General features: G+C 49.3%; 17 protein-coding genes. 4 read left to right on the top strand and 13 right to left on the bottom strand.

The annotated features are described in order from the left end of the window. Position 1 precedes the first annotated feature (1 nt). The 8 genes from BUB30_RS32090 to BUB30_RS32055 are packed head-to-tail and all read right to left on the bottom strand — an operon-like array spanning position 2 to position 6,880. Complete coding sequence (locus BUB30_RS32090) at positions 2 to 1,057, bottom strand: hypothetical protein (protein WP_073142743.1); 1,056 nt, start codon at positions 1,055 to 1,057, stop codon at positions 2 to 4. Then, the gene (locus BUB30_RS32085; protein WP_084138517.1) at positions 1,054 to 2,655 is read right to left on the bottom strand and encodes an FAD-dependent oxidoreductase; all 1,602 of its coding nucleotides are present in this window, start codon (positions 2,653 to 2,655) and stop codon (positions 1,054 to 1,056) included. Before BUB30_RS32085 ends, BUB30_RS32090 begins: the two co-directional genes overlap by 4 nt. Then, positions 2,652 to 4,178 (bottom strand): polyamine aminopropyltransferase, encoded by a 1,527-nt coding sequence (locus BUB30_RS32080; RefSeq protein WP_073142741.1) that lies wholly within the window; start codon positions 4,176 to 4,178, stop codon positions 2,652 to 2,654. The genes BUB30_RS32085 and BUB30_RS32080 overlap by 4 nt, the downstream gene beginning before the upstream one ends. 10 nt (positions 4,179 to 4,188) lie before the next feature. Then, positions 4,189 to 4,395 (bottom strand): DUF350 domain-containing protein, encoded by a 207-nt coding sequence (locus tag BUB30_RS32075; protein ID WP_073142739.1) that lies wholly within the window; start codon positions 4,393 to 4,395, stop codon positions 4,189 to 4,191. 15 nt (positions 4,396 to 4,410) lie between these two features. Continuing rightward, the gene (locus tag BUB30_RS32070) at positions 4,411 to 4,590 is read right to left on the bottom strand and encodes a hypothetical protein (protein ID WP_073142737.1); all 180 of its coding nucleotides are present in this window, start codon (positions 4,588 to 4,590) and stop codon (positions 4,411 to 4,413) included. 12 nt (positions 4,591 to 4,602) lie between these two features. After that, a complete protein-coding gene (locus tag BUB30_RS32065; protein ID WP_073142735.1) occupies positions 4,603 to 5,859 on the bottom strand; it encodes a DUF4178 domain-containing protein in 1,257 nt (418 codons plus the stop codon). Continuing rightward, a complete protein-coding gene (locus BUB30_RS32060) occupies positions 5,846 to 6,484 on the bottom strand; it encodes a hypothetical protein (RefSeq protein ID WP_073142733.1) in 639 nt (212 codons plus the stop codon). The genes BUB30_RS32065 and BUB30_RS32060 overlap by 14 nt, the downstream gene beginning before the upstream one ends. A 3-nt stretch (positions 6,485 to 6,487) precedes the next feature. Further along, entirely contained in the window at positions 6,488 to 6,880 is a 393-nt protein-coding gene (locus BUB30_RS32055) for an S-adenosylmethionine decarboxylase family protein (protein ID WP_245804213.1), read from the bottom strand. Between the two features lie 294 nt (positions 6,881 to 7,174). On the opposite strand from BUB30_RS32055, the gene BUB30_RS32050 reads away from it, so the two are divergent. Beyond that, positions 7,175 to 9,268 (top strand): PrsW family intramembrane metalloprotease, encoded by a 2,094-nt coding sequence (locus tag BUB30_RS32050; protein ID WP_073142729.1) that lies wholly within the window; start codon positions 7,175 to 7,177, stop codon positions 9,266 to 9,268. A 34-nt stretch (positions 9,269 to 9,302) separates the two neighbouring features. Here BUB30_RS32050 and BUB30_RS32045 read toward each other — a convergent pair whose 3' ends face one another. The 4 genes from BUB30_RS32045 to BUB30_RS32030 form a co-directional block, all read right to left on the bottom strand. Next, complete coding sequence (locus BUB30_RS32045; protein WP_245804212.1) at positions 9,303 to 10,682, bottom strand: RtcB family protein; 1,380 nt, start codon at positions 10,680 to 10,682, stop codon at positions 9,303 to 9,305. Between the two features lie 365 nt (positions 10,683 to 11,047). Then, positions 11,048 to 11,671, bottom strand: a complete 624-nt coding sequence (locus tag BUB30_RS32040; protein WP_073142726.1) for a hypothetical protein — start codon at positions 11,669 to 11,671, stop codon at positions 11,048 to 11,050. A 173-nt stretch (positions 11,672 to 11,844) separates the two neighbouring features. After that, the gene (locus BUB30_RS32035; RefSeq protein WP_073142724.1) at positions 11,845 to 12,915 is read right to left on the bottom strand and encodes a trypsin-like peptidase domain-containing protein; all 1,071 of its coding nucleotides are present in this window, start codon (positions 12,913 to 12,915) and stop codon (positions 11,845 to 11,847) included. A 4-nt stretch (positions 12,916 to 12,919) separates the two neighbouring features. Then, a complete protein-coding gene (locus tag BUB30_RS32030; protein WP_073142722.1) occupies positions 12,920 to 13,480 on the bottom strand; it encodes an RNA polymerase sigma factor in 561 nt (186 codons plus the stop codon). A gap of 120 nt (positions 13,481 to 13,600) precedes the next feature. Here BUB30_RS32030 and BUB30_RS32025 point away from each other — a divergent pair, with 120 nt between their 5' ends. The 3 genes from BUB30_RS32025 to BUB30_RS32015 all read left to right on the top strand — a co-directional run bounded on the left by BUB30_RS32025 (position 13,601) and on the right by BUB30_RS32015 (position 16,471). Further along, positions 13,601 to 13,780, top strand: coding sequence for a hypothetical protein (locus BUB30_RS32025; RefSeq protein ID WP_143165172.1), 180 nt, complete (start codon positions 13,601 to 13,603; stop codon positions 13,778 to 13,780). A gap of 197 nt (positions 13,781 to 13,977) precedes the next feature. After that, positions 13,978 to 14,841 (top strand): DUF4349 domain-containing protein, encoded by an 864-nt coding sequence (locus BUB30_RS32020; RefSeq protein ID WP_073142718.1) that lies wholly within the window; start codon positions 13,978 to 13,980, stop codon positions 14,839 to 14,841. 67 nt (positions 14,842 to 14,908) lie between these two features. Then, positions 14,909 to 16,471 (top strand): vWA domain-containing protein, encoded by a 1,563-nt coding sequence (locus tag BUB30_RS32015; RefSeq protein WP_084138516.1) that lies wholly within the window; start codon positions 14,909 to 14,911, stop codon positions 16,469 to 16,471. 25 nt (positions 16,472 to 16,496) lie between these two features. Here BUB30_RS32015 and BUB30_RS32010 read toward each other — a convergent pair whose 3' ends face one another. Continuing rightward, on the bottom strand, positions 16,497 to 16,691 hold the full coding sequence (locus BUB30_RS32010; RefSeq protein WP_073142716.1) for a hypothetical protein: 195 nt from the start codon (positions 16,689 to 16,691) through the stop codon (positions 16,497 to 16,499). Between the last annotated feature and the right edge of the window lie 770 nt (positions 16,692 to 17,461).

Below are 17,461 nucleotides of genomic sequence, written 5' to 3'. Positions count from 1 at the left end.
GCTACAATCTCACCGTGCTGTCTTTGCGGAAACGCCAGATAAACCCATCCAAAACATAGTGCGTTATCTGGGGCAGCACCAGCAAGGGGACCACGATCGACAACCATGTTGGATTTTCCAAGGGGGCAGCGTGGGTGAGGAATGGAAAGATATCCGGGTGATCTTTCCACACCAGCACATCCCAAAAGGATTCTTCCAAATACGCCAGGAGCAACAGCGCGCCTGCAAAAATGGCCACCCCTTTCCAGGTGAAGGAGAATGCACGGTCGGCTTTCTTTTCGCCATAGATCCAGATCAAGCCCATGTAGGGAATGCCATGTGCCACCACGTTGAGCAAAGTAAAGATCAGGTCTCCCTTGAACATGACAATGCCCACATACCAGGACAAGTAAGTGCCCAGCATGATCATGTTCTTGGGGATATTGATGTATCGTCGTTGATAGCCATACCAAAGTTCCTTGATGACATAGGATGCGATGACGAAAACATATAATCCCAAAAGAACCTGGTCCCATCCCGATAAGGGTATCGAAATAAAATCGCCGGCCACAAACCAGCTCAGGTTATTAGTGAGATGGAGATGCCAGTACAACAAGGGATAGAGTGTGGCCGCGTAGATGGAGACTGTATCCCATGTGCGGGAGATGCGGGGAGAATTATCTTTCCGCGAATACAAGCGCATAAAGCCATACTGCTGTCGCACAAAATGAAATACGGCAACGTAGGCGAGTACGCGCCAGAAGATGTGAGCATCGAATTGATGGAGCAGGAATCCCACGATAAATGAAATGAGCGGAATGGTGAGCAACAAGCTCCTGTATTTAGTGAAGGTCGGTTTGTCCCAGTAGAGTCTGAACAAAGTGCTGTAGACGTGACTGACGTCGATGCAGAGCACCAGCACCACCCACCACAGGCTGGTGACTTCCTGGTGTTGAAGAAAATAATTTTGAAAAAGGAAAACGATGACGACCGGAACAAAAGCGGGAGCAAGAATAAACCACACCTCTTTTGGCGGATCGGCCAGCCAGGGTTGGGATGCGGTATGGGCGGGCCTCATACGATATTTAAAACGGCTCGCGCCGCCTTATGTCCCTGATAAAATGCTTCTTCAAAAATGGAAATACCACTGAGGTCGGAGTGTGCAAAGAAAATCCGGTTGTCGACGGGGTTCGCGGCGCGCGACCTGTGGTCACCCCAGATAAAGTTGGGCACGGGTTTGATCATGCCGTGACCCCAGATCCAAATGTTGACATCTTTTATGGTTTCTTCTATTTCGGGATGTGGCTTGGTTAAGTCGTTGAGAATCGCGGTCGTCCACTCTTCGGCCGTGGTTTTGTAGGCCCGGGTTCTTAACGTCACCGGATCGGCACCCAGCAGGGGTTGGTAGTAGGTGATCACTTTTTCCGGGCTCGACATGCCCACGCGTTGATTTAGAGCATTTACGTAGCCGAGCGATTGGCTTCCATAAAATACATTGTCCCAGCTCAGTGGCTCTCCTTTTCTTTCGACAAGTCCAGCCGTTGTTGTGATGTTGGCCACCATCCAGGGAGCATATTGAAAAGTCTTGTAGTCAAACCCGCGATCTGCTTTCAGGAGGCGCTGTGACACAAATTGTGGTGTGGCCATAATGACGGCCCGGGCCTTGATCTTGCGCGAGGTTTGTGACTTGTCGTCGAAATAAAGGATCTCTACACCGCCGGCGTTTTCAATTACATCGTAGGCCAGCGCACCCGTTCGTATGTTGGGTTCCAGGTTCTGACGGAGTTGTTTTACAAGCCAGAAATTTCCTTCGGGCCAGGTCAGCACAGCGTCGGATGCGGCGTTGGCGGATTTGCCTTTGCGCGAGGCAAAGTAGTGGATGCCCGCCCAGGCGGAGGTATCGTTCAGGGACGATCCGAAGTCATCCGCACAGCAATAGGCCACATACCACAAGAGGTAGGGGGAACTGAAGTGATGTTGCCGAAGGAACTCCTCCATGGTGATCGCATCCCACTTCAGCAGTTCGGGATCTTGTGAACTCTCCTCCACGGGAATGGTGAAGGCTTCGCGACCGTCGCTTCCCTTTTTAGTTTTGAAGTCGTGCATCAAGGCCAGGAAGCTTTCAATTTCGCCGCGGTCCTTTTCGGGTACGCCCTCGTGGGGAACAAGTCCGTCTTGCCAATATTGGTTAATGAAGAGTCGCTCTTTCGGATCGAAGCAGAGAAAATATTCATTATAGACGGGCAAGTTGTTCTCGTAGCCCGTGATAGCATTGGCCTCCCGAAGAAAGGTGATCAGTTCTGCATCGTGGTCGTTTGGCAAGGGGAGGTAGTGTGCACCCCAGGGATATGCGGAAATGGAGTTGCTGCCACCCATGGCATTTCCCCCGGTTTCTTCTCCCAATTCCAGAAGCACAAACGTGCTAGTAGATTTTTTCAAATAGCGCGCAGCCGAGAGCCCGGCCACGCCGCCGCCGATGATCACTACGTCAGTTTGTTCTTCCGCGGTGGGCGCTTTGAAGTTCATCGCGCGCAGACGGTGACCCAATTTGAAATTAGGTCCCGAGAGATGAGCCACTGGATGGAAGGGAGCTTTGCAGCTTTGCAGCGCAGGCCAGGCCAGTGATGCGGCCATGCCTTGCGCCATGCGGGTCACGAAATTTCGGCGGGTTATCATCGCGTGTAGTCAGCCCATTCTTTCTCAAAGGTATTCACCAAAACCTGGTTGTTCAATGTGTTATAAGCACTTTCCGTCACCGTCATGTCTGGCGGAAAGGAGTAAAGCGGTTGAACGGTGCTCTCGCTGATGAATTTTAATCCTGCAGGAAAGTGGTAAGGCACATCCAATTTTTGTTTAAACCCCAACACAAATCCCCATTCCCCAAAGGAAGGCACATAGCAATGGTAGGCCTGGGTTAGAAATCCGGATTTCTTTAACGTGGCATCGACGATCCAAAAGGACTTGCGTGCTACAAACGGCGATGTGGATTGAATGACAAGACACCCAGCCGGCGACAGAATGCGATAAAGCTCGCGATAGAAAGTGGTGGTGTATAATTTGCCGAGGGAATAATTGGATGGATCGGGAAAATCGACCGTAATGAAATCGAAAGTCTCTTGCTGATCGCGAATCCAGACAAATGCATCCTGATTGATGACTTGGATCTTCGGCGACAGAAGGGATTGCTGATTAAGGTTTCGCAACGATGCGTTGGACCGGAACAAATCGGTCACGGCATTGTCGAGATCGACGAGCGTTATTTTTTTTATCGATGGATATTTTAGGATTTCCCGCACGGCCATGCCATCGCCTCCTCCGAGCACCAGCACATTTTCGGGATGGTCCAGACGCCCAAGGCCGGGATGGATAAGGGCCTCGTGGTATCGATATTCATCCAGGGAGCTGAATTGCAAGTTGCCATTCAGGAACAGCCGCCAGTCGTTGGTGCCACGGGTGAGCACGATGCGTTGATAGGGACTTGACTTGGCGTATACGATCTTGTCGGGGTAGGTGAGTGTTTCGGAAAGTGCCGTAAGTTTCTCGGAGAGTGCAAAACCTGTACCCAGCAACGCGAGGCATACCACGGCACTCCATTTTAGCTTTTTATATCCTTTGATATCATGCTGGAAGCGATGAGCCACCACCCAGGCCACGCTCACGTTGAGAAATCCAAAGAAGAAAGAAGTGCGCAGCAGGCCGAGATAGGGAATGAGTATCAATGGGAACAACAGGGAAGCAAACAACGCCCCAATGTAGTCGAATGTAAAGATCCGGGAGACGAGGTCGCTAAATTCGATCCGATCTTTCAAGATCCGCATGAGCAACGGCAACTCCAGTCCCACCAACGTTCCGGTTAGGATCACCAGTGAATAGAGGATCACCCGGAAATAGATCACTTGTTCAAAAAGAATAAAGAGCACACCGGCGCTGAAGCCACCTACCATGCCCACCATCAATTCGATGGTGATGAACCACGACAGCAGATTGTTTTTCAGGAACCTGGAAAGATACGACCCGATGCCCATGGCAAACAGGTAGGTGCCGATGATGGTGGAAAATTGCGTCACAGAATCACCCAACAAGTAGCTGGCCAGGGTTCCGGCCACCAACTCGTAGATGAGCCCGCAGGTGGCCACCACAAAAACGGAAATAAGCAACAGCCATTGAAAGCTTGTTGCCTTATCTCGTGCAAAGGTCATTGCGCGCCGACTAACTGTGAATGGCCGAGCCGATGATGATGCCCATGGCGATCATGAATGCACCCGCTACGATGGCGAGCGCTACGTTGTTCTTTTCAATGATCTCTTTCCAGAGATTTTCGGGAGTGATCTTTTCAAAGAACCAAAAACAGACGCCGAGGATAAAGATGCCCACCAGCGAGAAGACCGCGGAAGCCAAAACATATTTCCATTCCATAGTATTGGAGTTTTTTTATTTGTGATAGATATAACTTCTTCCGACATGATGCCCCGTGCCCGAGTTGTGTTCGGTCTCTGTGTGTGTGGGGTTGAACCACTTCCAGCCGGTCGCGCCGGAATAGACAAAGAAGCCGATGACGACCGCGGCATAGGCGATGTAATACTTCAGTCCTTTAAAATCATCCCAATTCATAATGCAAGATGGTTATTCATAAGAATCATACGGTGAGTAATCGCTTTCAGACCAGCGTTTTCTTTCCATCAGATTTTTGCGGATGAAATATCCTGCTGGAAAAAGCGCAAGGACCACAAAGGCAAGGAAAAAATTGGACATCGTTGCCACATCGCGTTTCACCAACAATGAAAACTGGTGGCTCGACGTGCTGAACTCCGGGTAAACGTTGATGTGGTATTTTCCCGCCGGGATCTTTGACAAGAACGCTTCCCCATGAGAGGAACCTTCCGTCCAACGGCCTTCATCGTCATAGCCCTCATAATATTCGATGTCTTTGGTGAAGATAAGCTCCGTGCCATTGTCTTCATTGATGAGTGAAAATTCCCCAAAAAACCAATCGTTCTGCAACGGAGCCTCAATGTCTATGGTCAGGCTTTTTGAAGAGCCTTCCAACACAAATGAAGGCGTCACAAAGAATTTCTGATCCCCCAGAGCAGATTGATAGAAAGTGCCTTGATAAACAATGGTTTCTTCCGCATTGCTGCTGAAATAGAACTGGGAGATCAACAATGCAACAAAAACAAAGATCGTAAAATTGATCAGGGTGCTGGACTGAATGCTGCCCATCACGGGTTGCGTGTAGCCAATTCCTTTCTGTGTGGGGAGACTCTTGGCCTGAACATTAAAGGCTGAAGCAACTTCCTGTTTGGTAATGTGTTCGCCTTTACACCAGAGCACGCTGTCGTCGCTCTCCTCCACGGCATACATGAAGGGCGGTGCAATGTACTCCCGGTTTAAAGTAGAGTTCGTGAGGTCCACGACGTCGAAGAAAAACTCTCCGCGGGCGTAGACCACCTTGGCTTCATATTTTTGGAATAGCTGGTAAGACACTCCTCCTTCATAAAAGTCCGACTTTGTCGTTCCCTTTGTCGGTTCGTTTTCAATGGGCCAGATGATGTTCCAATGTCCGTCGTATTCCGATAGAAACGCATATCCCTGGAAGGGATTGAAAAGCAGGTATTCGCGCCATTGATATTTATACTTCTGCTCTTTTTTTACCGTGAATCCCATCACCTCATACACGACGCCGTCTATTTTTCCCTTGGTGCCCAGGGGAAGAGCGGGTTCGTACGCCGAGTGGAAGGGCGTAATGGTCTTGTCCCAATTACCCACGCGAAAATAGACGCTGCACGATGAGCAGGTCATGGCCAACGTCATCGCCTTGCCGCGGACCGTGTTTACGGCCTGGCATTTGGGGCACTTTAGGGTGTAGTTACTTCCACTCATTCCACTCGATGGTATTCTTGAAGTTGAGCCTGTCGGATGTTATTTTCTCGCCTAAGAGATAGTCGATATTTTTTTTGGGGTCGATAAAGAAAATGGCTGTCTTCGGTCCCGTGCTGGCTTGCACCACAAAGAAACCTGGCTTGATGAATGCCCACGGCCCCAACTCTCCCTCGAACGAAAGGCCTTCGCATTTTTCGACATACTCCCCGGTTAATGTGACATCGGAGGAAATTTCAATGGACTTTCCAGCCCTTAGTTTGGACGCGTTCTTTGTGTAGTCAGCCCACGGTGAAAGAAAAATGGCGAAACTCCCAAACGACTCTACTACATATAATGCCTTGCCGCTGGCGTATTCCGCGCACCAGAAATTTTTATACTCGTTTCGCAACTGAAGCCGGCACCGTCCCACGATCGTGAACGACTGTTGGGGCAAATCGCAAACGGAACCCAGTTTTAGAAAACTCCAATCTTCCGGCATCGGCGAAGCGTCAGGGAGTGCCTGGTGACCCTGCGGATCGGGAATGAGTGATTTGCAACTTTTGCAAATCAGGATAGACGTCTGCGATAAGGTGGCCTTGTTGAGTGCCTGGCACTGGGGGCAGCTATAGACTTCGTTGCGTTGCACGATTCAGCGATCTATGATTTGTTCGAAGAGTACGTTTGCCTGGAAGAATTCCTGTGTGGCTTTGTATACCGAGCGTGTAACCGGGCGGTTATCTTTCAAATAGTTGGACAGGAAGACGTCGAAGGTCACATAGTTTCGCTCCGGCCAGGTATGGATGGAAAGGTGTGATTCCGTGAGGCACACCACCCCGGTGAAGCCACCGCCAGGGAAATTGTGATACACTTCGCCGATCTTGCGAAGACCGAGCAAGGTGATCTGCTCTTCCATAAAATCTCGGAAGGATTGATATTCGCGAATCTTTGCTTGGTTTTCGCAGGAAAAATTGGCAATAATATGCAAACCGCCAATGTGCGATTGCATCTGTACAGGTACTGGCTCCGGGTAGGTGAGGTTCAAAGGAACAACGTTTTGGTAAGGATAATAAATTTTTGGTTAACGTTCAAACTTTATCCCGCAACAACCGGCTCCGCATTTGCGCAAGCATTTCGCGAATACCGTTTGTTCGCAGCAGCAATGAATTGCCGATTTTAGGCTGCTGGCTCGTGAATAAATTATTCAGGAACAAACAAGCCACTCGCATGGAAAAAGCAGCATTTGCAGACTTGAGAGGATTTTACTTAATTCAAGAAAAATACGCCTCTCAGAGTCAGCTTTTTTTGATACGGTCCCGTCTTTGCTAAGTGTGTTGGTATGATTTACTTTTTTATCGTGTTGATCGGCGGTGCATACCTGGGGTGGCGTTTCAATGCGCTCTCAAACAAAAACCTTTTTTTTCGATCGCCCTTGTTCATTGCGTTGATGAGCAGCGCGACGCTCCTGGTGTGTGCGGCCGCAGTCGTAAATATTTTCTTCAAAAATCCCCCCACGGAAGTTTCCCTTGCAGACGACGTTGTTGCGCGTTCAACATTGGGCGACACAACCTGGCATGGGCTGGTACAACAATCGCCTGAGTTTCATTATCGCCGTATTCACTACCTCTCGCAATACAGCGAGGATTTGGATGCGCTGCAAAAGAAATACGAACAACTTGCCCGGAGCAACGACACCATCGCTTCTGCCATCGGCCATTTCGGTTTAGGGGCGATCTATTTGAAGAAGGAAGACCGAAAGAAAGCGACCTTTCATTTGGATCATGTTCAGCGTGATGATTTTCCTTATGTTCACTATTGCAGGGGCGTGCTCTACATGGATGGTGGAGAGCCACGGTTGGCGGAAGCACAATTTGAACGCGAGCTCCATGTAAAGGGTGGCAATTTCCAGGGGGCTTTTTCCTATCTCTTGACGCAGTATGAGAAGCATAAAAATTTCTCCATGCTAAAGGAACTGCTCAAATACGATCCTTCCCCCGAACTATTCCCGGACGAATTGCGTCGGCGTTTGCACTGGGAGACGGGCGATTTTACGGGGTATGTCACTTCGCTTCTGCAATCCATTGGCCACGTGGTGAACGTGCCGGGCTTTGTTGCGGCCTTGCTTATTTCGGCGATGTGGCTGAGCTACATTCGCTATCTGCGCGTGTTCCGTCCGCGAAGAGACCTGGTACTCCTGCTATGCCTCTTTTGCGGAGGGATGATCGCCACGCCGCTGGTACTTTCCTTTGGTGATTTTCGGGAGTTATATTTTCCATGGGAAATGGACCACACCTTTTGGAACGACCTGTGCTATACCATTTTTATGATCGGCGTACCGGAAGAACTCGTAAAGTTTCTTCCTTTTCTGTTGGTCATGATGTTGTCGTCACGCATAAAAGAACCGATCGACTTTGTTGTCTATGCGTCGGCCAGCGCGTTGGGATTTGCCTTCGTGGAGAACGTGCTCTACTTCCAGAACTTGTCGGCGGGCATTATTCATGGAAGGGCCTACTTGTCGGTTATCGGTCACATGATTGCGGCATCCATCGTCGTGTATGGATTTGTGGTGAGCCGGTTCCAGTTTAAACACATCAGCGCATGGATTTCCGTACCCATCAGTTTCATGTTGGGCGCAACGGTACATGGGCTGTACGATTTCCTGATCATGCATGATCACTTCCTCCTTTTCGTGGTGTTCTTCATCTTCATGGTGCAGGTGTGGATCATCATTCTTAACAATTGCCTGAACAATTCTCCCTTCTTCTCCTATGATAAGGTGAAACTTTTGGAGAAATCGAAATACGTGGCGTTGGGTCTCACGTTTATCTTCGCTTTTGAATATGTGCTGGTGGGATTTATGCGCGGTCCCGAAAAAGCGAACTTTGAATTTTATTCCAGCCTGCCCTTTGCGGCAACCATTATCGCTTTCTTTGCTTCAAATCTCAGCAGCTTCAATGTGGTGAGAGGCTACTGGCGCGACATTTATTTCAGCAGCCGCGAAAAACGCGGCTATGGCACATTGCAACGCCGCACGTTGGCGACAAGCTGGTATTTTGTTAATTCCATACGGGCCCACAACTACGTCGGACGGAAGATCCGTCTCAGCAACGATCCTTACAATCATCGCCTCGCCGAAGTGCTCGACGGCGAATATGAGGGCGAAATTGTGAGCCGCATTGTTTTGAAAGATCAAGGCGATCTTGATCCGCATTGGTTTGTCGTGAAATTCTCAAGGCAATTGCCATTCGAAGACCATCACCCCTACTATGCCCTGGTTAAACTGCGCAACCAAAACGACTCGTTACTATACGAAGACGACGTGCAGATCTTTTTTAAATCCATCCCCGACCTCAGTAAATTGAAAATGAACTATCCGCGTAAAGAGCAATTTCCTTTTCATGGGTGGGCGTATATGGCGTTATGCGTTGCATAAAAAAAAATCCCGGATAGGTCCGGGATTTTTTTATTTAATCTTTTGCCATTCGCACGACGCGTGGATAAAATTTTCCTTCAATCGAAACCAAGGTGCCCTGACTCTTCATGATCGTGTCGATGTCTTTGTACGCACCCGGCGCTTCTTCCGGACTGCCGCCGATGAGGGTGACCTTTTCCGCCTGCAGCATTTTTTTCACACTGCTCATGGTGATGGAATCTTTTGCCTTTTGACGCGACATCTTGCGACCGGCGCCATGGGCTGCTGAATTTATGGACAGCGCATTGCCGCGGCCACGAACAATGTATCCTGGTGAGAGCATGCTCCCAGGAAGGATGCCATACACACCCTCCTGTGCCGGCGTCGCGCCCTTTCGATGCACGACCAGTTCACGCCCATCCTCATCCAACTCTTTCCACGCAAAGTTGTGATGATTCTCCACGGTGACGAGCGTCTGAAAACCCAGTGCGCGACACAGGTTGCGATGGATCTGGTCGTGACAGGCCTTGGCATATTCGCCTGCCAGCTGCATGGCGTGCCAGTAGGCTTGTCCTTCGTCGCTGTCCAGCGTGAGCCATGCCAGGCTTTTGGCGGCTCCGGGCAACTTGCATTTGGCCATGGCCACGTGGGTGTAGTGTTGCGCGATGTTGGCGCCCAGACTTCGCGAGCCCGAATGCGAAAGCAACGCGGCATACACGCCACCGGGAATACCCAGCGTATTTTCCAGGTTGAGCTCGACCGTGCCGAATTCCACAAAATGATTCCCGGAACCCGATGTTCCCAACTGGCGTACTGCTTTGCCATGCAGCTTTCGCAGCAGCTCGGTGTTTTGAAAACCGGGGTGATCAAGGATTTCGTGCTCTTGCCGGAAATCCAGTCCGCCGTCGTTGCCGAAATGCGTGTAGTCGCCCAAGGCTTTTTTCAAAACATAGTCGTGGTGCAGCACGTGGCTTCCTGGCAGGTCGAGGATGGTCAGCGCCATACGGCATCCGATGTCCATGCCCACACCATAGGGGATCACCGCGTTTTCGGTGGCCAGCACCCCGCCGATGGGGAGACCAAAGCCGTGGTGTGCATCGGGCATGACCGCGCCTTTCACCGCCACAGGCAAGCGCATGGCAACCTCCATTTGTTGCAGCGCATTGCGTTCGATGTGTTTGTGACCGAAAACCTCGAAAGGTTTTGGCAATTCGTCCAGATCGTAAGCTTCATACAAGGCTTCGGTAGATTCTTTCGACAAGAGTTTTAATGCGATGATGCCGAGCAACTCGTGATCACGATAGTTTTCTGGATGCTCCAGCACATCGGTAATCTGATTTAATTTTTCTTCGATCGGCGTGTGTTTGAAGTGACGGTTCATGATGTTTAGCGCCAGGCTTCTGATCACATCCGAAGGAAAATGTATGCCCTTCATATCTTGAAGGATAAGTTTGTGTTTGCCCATAGGGATTTTGAGCGGACGCCAATAGAAGACATGGTGCTTTAACGCCAGCGAATCATCACAAAGTTTTGCAATGAAACGGGCATGAATAGCGCCTTTCTTCAGACGTACGTCCGCGATTTAAATTGAACTAAAAATTTTTTTTGATTGAGATATAGCTGTCCAGGTCCGGTAAGAACTACCGTGGCGGCTAGAGGGTGATATGTAAAGTGAGCACCAGCATAAAATTTCTCCCGCGGTTTAAATGAATGCGATCAGGTGAAATGCTTTGCAAATATAAAAGCACTTTTCCGATGCCGGAAGGAATGGAAAGGAATTTTGCCTTATTTATCTGAATTCTAAAAAGGCATTTTTGAAGTCCCTTTAAAAAAGGCAACTAAAAAGAGTAGGCCATAGATCCAGAAATTATACAAGAACGTATAGAAGACGCCGTAGATCACGCTCATGGGTAGATCGCCCTTGGTGTGTCTGGAATTTTTGAAGACCAGTCGCAACGCGCGAAAGAAGATCCAATATAGCATGGCGGCAAAGGCGAGCAATGAAATGACAAGCAATTGACCGAACACCCACAACACCACGGCCAGCAACACCGCAGTAACAATCCAAAGCAAGATGTTGATGACAATGCCCAGGATCATTCCACCAAAATCATCGTCTATGTCTACGACCGGTTCCGTTGGGGAAATATCCGGCATTTCGGGAAGCTCTTCGGATTTGATCTTGTCGGTGATCCGGCCGACGTTATCTTTTAATTTTATGCCATGGAATAGCCCTACCGTGATGAAAGAGCAAAAAGCCGCCGACAAAATGGTGGTAGATAAAAATGAATTCTCAAAAAACGTATGGTGACTTCCCAGTCCCCACAAGTAAACGCCCACGATCGTTAGCGCGATCACCAGCAGGGTGATAATGAAAACGATTCTGGAGTCAACAAGCCGGTAAGTTCTGGCGCGCGGTATCATAACGATAGGTTTCGATGTTCAGGGCGACCAAATTAGAACAACACGTGGGCATCTACAATCCATGCTTTCAGGGATCACGCCTTCTCTTCAGCTAACACACTCACCCTAAATGCAATACGACCACCGGAAAAGTCTGCCGGTAGCCGTATCGTGGTATTCTTTCAAAAAAAGATCTAATTCTTATACACGCGCACCATGAACACAAAATCCTTCCAACGTTTCACCTGCTGCACGCGTGTGCTGTTCTTCATGGTGTTCTGCTTGGGCAGTGTTAACGGCAACGCCGCGCTGTCCACGTTCACCTGGCCGATCACGTCCATGAGCACGGTGGATTTGATGGCAAACGCAGCACCCATGGTTTCGGTTTGCGTGCCGCTGATCACACCTACGAGGTCGCCCTTTGTGTTCAACAACGGACCGCCACTGTTGCCGGGGTTTACGGGTACCGACACCTGATAGGCATTGGGATTTTGTTTGAAGCCGGTCAGCGCGCTAACCGAGCCTTCGCCAAACACGATGTCCTCGCGGGGGTATCCGAGCGTGTAGACATCTTCGGCCAGATTGGCTTCGTTCATCGACAGCGTGTAGGGAAGTGGTTGCGCGAGGTCATCGAGCTTTTGTTCGATCTTTAGAATGGAAACGTCATTGGCCGGGTCGCTGTGAACGATGGTGGCCTTGAGGCGTCCAAATCTGGCGTTCTCTATTATAACAGAGTCCGATTCCTTGATCACATGGTAGCTCGTGGCCACATAGCCATTCGAGGAAATAAGGAAACCTGTGCCGGCATAGGCCTCTGGCGAGGGATTGGGTTTCTCCTTCACTTCGGCCATGTCTTCCATCATCAGTTTTTGCGACTTTTTGATTTGTTCCACGGTCCGGCGCAATTCTTTATAGATGGCGGTTTGTTTGGTATCCAGCGAGCGGGTCATGAACAGTGTTCCTAAAATACTGATCAGGGCCACGGAGGCAGCCACGGCGGTCATCCAATAGCGTTTCCAACCGGCGGGTCGGGCCAGGGGAACGACTTTTTCGGGCGTTTCTATTTCCTGGTGGGCGTCATCCAGGGTTTTGAGAAGGCGGGAGCGTTCGCCATAAAATTGGAGGGCATGGATCAGGGAAAGGTGCTTTTCCACCTGTTCCCGGAAGGTGGGGTCCTGCTTCATCCGCTCTTCCAGGGCGGCCGTTTCCTGGGCGGAAAGGGCGCCTTTGGCGTAACGGTCCAGCAGATCTTGTTCGGTGTTCATATTTTCAGTGGTCTTTATGGGCGTCAAAAAACAATTTCTTCAAGCGTTGGAGGCACTTGTACTTCTGATTTTTAGCATTGTCGGCATTGGTATACCCGAACTTTTCGCGGATGGTTTCCATGGAAAGGTCGTGTATGTAGAAATCCTCGATAATGCTGCGGCAGGGCTCTCCAAGACCCTCCAGCGCAGTTTTCATGTCCGCAAACTGTTTTTCCTTTTCCTCTGCGTTGAGTGCCTCCTCATCGGCGCCCAGGAACGATTCCGTTTCCTCGAGGCTGCCCTGGAAGCGCTTTTTGGCTTGCAATCGCTTGAGCCACAGCCTTCTGCAAACAGCATAGAGGTAGGTCTTGATCTTGCAGGTCAGGATAAAATCCGCTTGCTGCACCCGCTCATAAAAGGCGAGTACGGCCTCCTGGTAAATGTCCTTGGCTTCTTGTTCGGTGCCGCTGTTGGTGCAGACCAGGTTCACGATCATCGCGTAATGGGTCTTATAAAGCTCCCGGAGCACCCCCTCGTTCTTCTTCCGGATCTCTGAAACAATCAGCTCGTCGAAATAATAGGCCACGTTTTACGTAAGGTTGGTTTTATACAAAGTCGCCCCGAAGGTAACCCAAAGAAAAAGATCTTTCTGCGTGGGTGACCTTCCGGAAATCGCGGTATGAAGGGAAAATTTAAACTAGAAACTATGAAGAATGCAATGAAAACAATTTTTGCTGTTCTGGCCATTGCGGTTACGATAGGAGCATGCAAGCCTAAAACTGAAACGGCTACTGAAACGACGGACACTACCGCTACTGAAACGGTTGCTCCCGCCGATACTACTGCTCAAGCCCCTGTGGCTGGCGATTCTACCGCAAAACAATAAGCACACACCTACCTGTAAACTTTCAGAGCTTCCCGATTCCGGGAGGCTCTGTTCTCTTCCACCCGACGGCATTCTTCGCCGCACGGTTTTAATTTTCTGATTCTTCTTTTCTGAGTTCTCTGTCCGCAAGTGTCCTGCAGGCCTGGCTGACGACGTCTATATTTTTTTGCTTTTAATAATCTTAAAACTAAAATTTTATGAAACGCTTCAGTGTGTCTTTTTATGTGATCCTAACGATTATGTCGATGTTTTCCTGTGAGCCAAAAAGGCAAGAATCAACAACCGGAGACGTGGATACCGCATCTTCCGAAATGGCTGCGGCGGACAAAGCGGCCAATCAGCTGGCGATGAATGAAGTCGATGATGTGGATCTGTATTCTGATGGCTACACCAAACTTGTTAAATCCGTTAAGTATCGTTTCGAGGTAGAGAGTGTGAAGAAAAGTACGGAGGCGATTGAAATGGCCATTCGAAAATATCCGGCCTACATTGCTTCGTCGAGCCTGCATCTTGAGAATCCGTTGTTGGAAAATAAACTCTCCATCCGCGTGCGAAGCGAATATTTTACGGCCCTGTTGAAAGATATCGATCAGCAAGCGCTCTACACAAACTTTCGCGACGTCACTTCCGATGATGTTTCAAAACAATTTGTAGACCTGGAGTCGCGTCTCAAGACCAAGCGCGAAGTGGAGGGACGTTATGCCGAGATCCTCCGCAAAAAGGCGGGCACGCTAGAGGAACTCTTCGACGCCGAAAAGAAAATCGAGGAGTTGCACGAAGACATCGAGGCCACCGTGAGCCGCATCAACTTTCTGCGCGACCAGGTGAGCTATAGCACCATCGAGCTGGAGTTCTATCAAACGCTGACCACACCGCTCAAAGCAAAGGAAGAATTAACGCTGGGTGACGAATTGTTAAAAGGACTTGCCACCGGGTGGCACGCCACAGGGAGAGTACTGATAGCGCTCACCTACCTTTGGCCTTTGTATTTGCTGATCGCGGCCGTACTGTACGATATACGATTTAGAAAACTACGTCTGGCGCGCACATCATCCCGCTAGTTCACCACAACACCCGAAGACGACGTCTATATTTTTTAGCTTTTAATAATCTTAAACTCAAAATTTTATGAAACGCTTCATTGTGTCTTTTTATGTGATCATTATCGTCATGTGGATGTTCTCATGTGAAACAAGGCAAGGGTCTGCAACCCTGGAATTGAGCAGGGATTCGGCGGAACTTGAAGAACAACAAACGCCATCGAACACCGAAGAATACGATGCCATAACCGAAAATAAATTTCAAGATGCGTTGAAGAATCCCCTGTCCACGTTTTCGATCGATGTGGATGCGGCTTCCTATAGCAACGTGCGCCGCTTCATCAACAATGGCCAGCGCCCTCCAAAGGACGCCGTGCGCATCGAGGAGATGATCAATTATTTTGACTACGATTATGATCAACCAAAAGGCGACGATCCCTTTGCTGTGATCACCGAAATATCGACCGCTCCCTGGAACGCCAAACACAAACTGGTACACATCGGTCTGCAAGGAAAGAAAATCGCGACCGACAATCTGCCGCCCTCCAACCTCGTGTTCCTCATCGACGTGTCGGGTTCCATGGACGAACCCAACAAGCTTCCCTTGCTGAAGACGTCTTTCAAAATGTTGGTGGAGCAATTAAGGGAAGAAGATCACGTGGCCATTGTCGTCTATGCCGGCGCGGCTGGATTGGTATTGGAACCCACCTCGGGTGCTAACAAGAAAGCGATCATCGAAGCCCTTGATGATCTCGAGGCTGGTGGTTCAACCGCTGGCGGTGCCGGCATCCAATTGGCCTATGACATTGCTAAGAAACATTTCAAGGCCGGCGGCAACAATCGCGTGATCCTGGCCACCGACGGTGATTTCAATATCGGCGAATCCAGCAATGCTTCTATGGAGCTTTTGATCGAAGAGAAAAGAAAAAACGGTGTGTTCCTCACCGTGCTGGGTTTTGGCATGGGCAACTACAAAGACTCCAAAATGGAGACCTTGTCCGACAAAGGCAACGGCAACTATGCCTACATCGACAACATCACTGAAGCGCGCAAGGTGCTCGTGAATGAATTCGGCGGTACGTTGTTCACCATCGCCAAAGACGTGAAGCTGCAAGTGGAGTTCAACCCCGCAAAAGTAAAAGCCTACCGTCTCATCGGCTATGAAAACCGGATGCTGAAAAGCGAGGACTTCAACAACGATAAAGAAGATGCCGGCGAACTGGGCTCGGGCCATACTGTCACGGCTTTATATGAGATCATCCCCGTGGGTGTGGAGAGCGAGTTCTATAAAATAGACGACCTGAAATACCAGACCACGCAGGTGAATCCGTCGGCCAATACTTCCATAGAATTGCTGACCATCAAACTGCGCTATAAAAAACCCGACGAAGATGTGAGCAAGCTCATTGTGCACCCTCTGGTGGACGACAACATACCACTGGCAAATACTACCGACAATTTCCGCTGGTCAGCTTCTGTGGCCTCGTTCGGCATGCTGCTCAGGGAGTCGGAATATGTGAACGATTTCGCATACGGCAAAGTGATACAAATGGCTCAGGGTGCCAAAGGCGATGACACGGAAGGGCACCGCATCGAGTTTATCAACATGGTGAAAGCCTTTGGATCAACGGCAAGCGCAGACGGGCATTAGAAAAAGCACCACCATTGCCACTCATTCACTGGAACACGCGAAACGGAAAAAGCAGAATGGCACCGACCAGTTTGAAGCCCAGCTCCAGCGTGAATCCCAGGATGCGGAAGGGAAGCAGCAGAAGCCAAAACAAAGGAAAGAGAAAAAGCACCACCAAGGCGATGGGCCAGCAAAGGACAAACAACATGCACCAAAGAATAAGGGCGATCAGCGTTCTCATGTGTGAAATAGTGTTTCGCCAACCGTAAATCAAATGGCTTACCAAATTTAACAACCGCGAAAGCGAGCTCCTGGACGGCCTGCTTTCGCTTTTTTATGTTCTTGAATAGTCAAATCTGTACATCGGGCTGATCAAAAATGAACAGTAGCCTGAAGGTAATTTCATGAAATGAGGAATTTGGGATTAGAAAAATTGCAGTTCTTGGACTAACGAATTTTTTGGAGATCTTACGTTATGAATGAGCCACTTCGAGGACTAGCTAAATTGGGCCTGGTGATTTTTTTTTGTTTTACGGGGCTGTTGATAACCCTTTACATTTGGGCCTTAAGCAATAAAATTGCCCATCCGGGATATAAGAATTTGTCTTATGAAGGCTACACCTGGGTGGGGCTGGTGATGCTGACCTTCGCTGCGGCTGACTTTTTTATCCTCAGGCGTTTTATCAGAAGTTTAAAGAAGAGAGGGCAATAAGCGCTTCGTCGAATGATTCAGCCTACGCGTGCCTTTAAAAAATAGGTATGGTTCCCTCGCGATAAATTGTTCCAGCTTTGGAGCGGCGGTTCCAATTATTAAAATTAGAAGATGAAAGGTTTTTTTTCGTTCCTGGTAAACTGTGCTCTGTTGATATTCACCCTTTTTGTTTCCGTAGTGATTATTTTATATCTGTCCGAATTGTTTGGCAAGATTACCGAACCTCCTCATAAGACCTTACGGTACGAAGAATTTGCCTGGTTGGGCCTCATCCTGATACCTTTTGCATTTCTCGGATT

The organism is Chryseolinea serpens, from assembly GCF_900129725.1.
Taxonomy (GTDB): Bacteria; Bacteroidota; Bacteroidia; order Cytophagales; family Cyclobacteriaceae; genus Chryseolinea; species Chryseolinea serpens.
The sequence above is the reverse complement of the archived record's forward strand: the minus strand, read 5'-3'. Positions and strand labels throughout refer to the sequence as shown.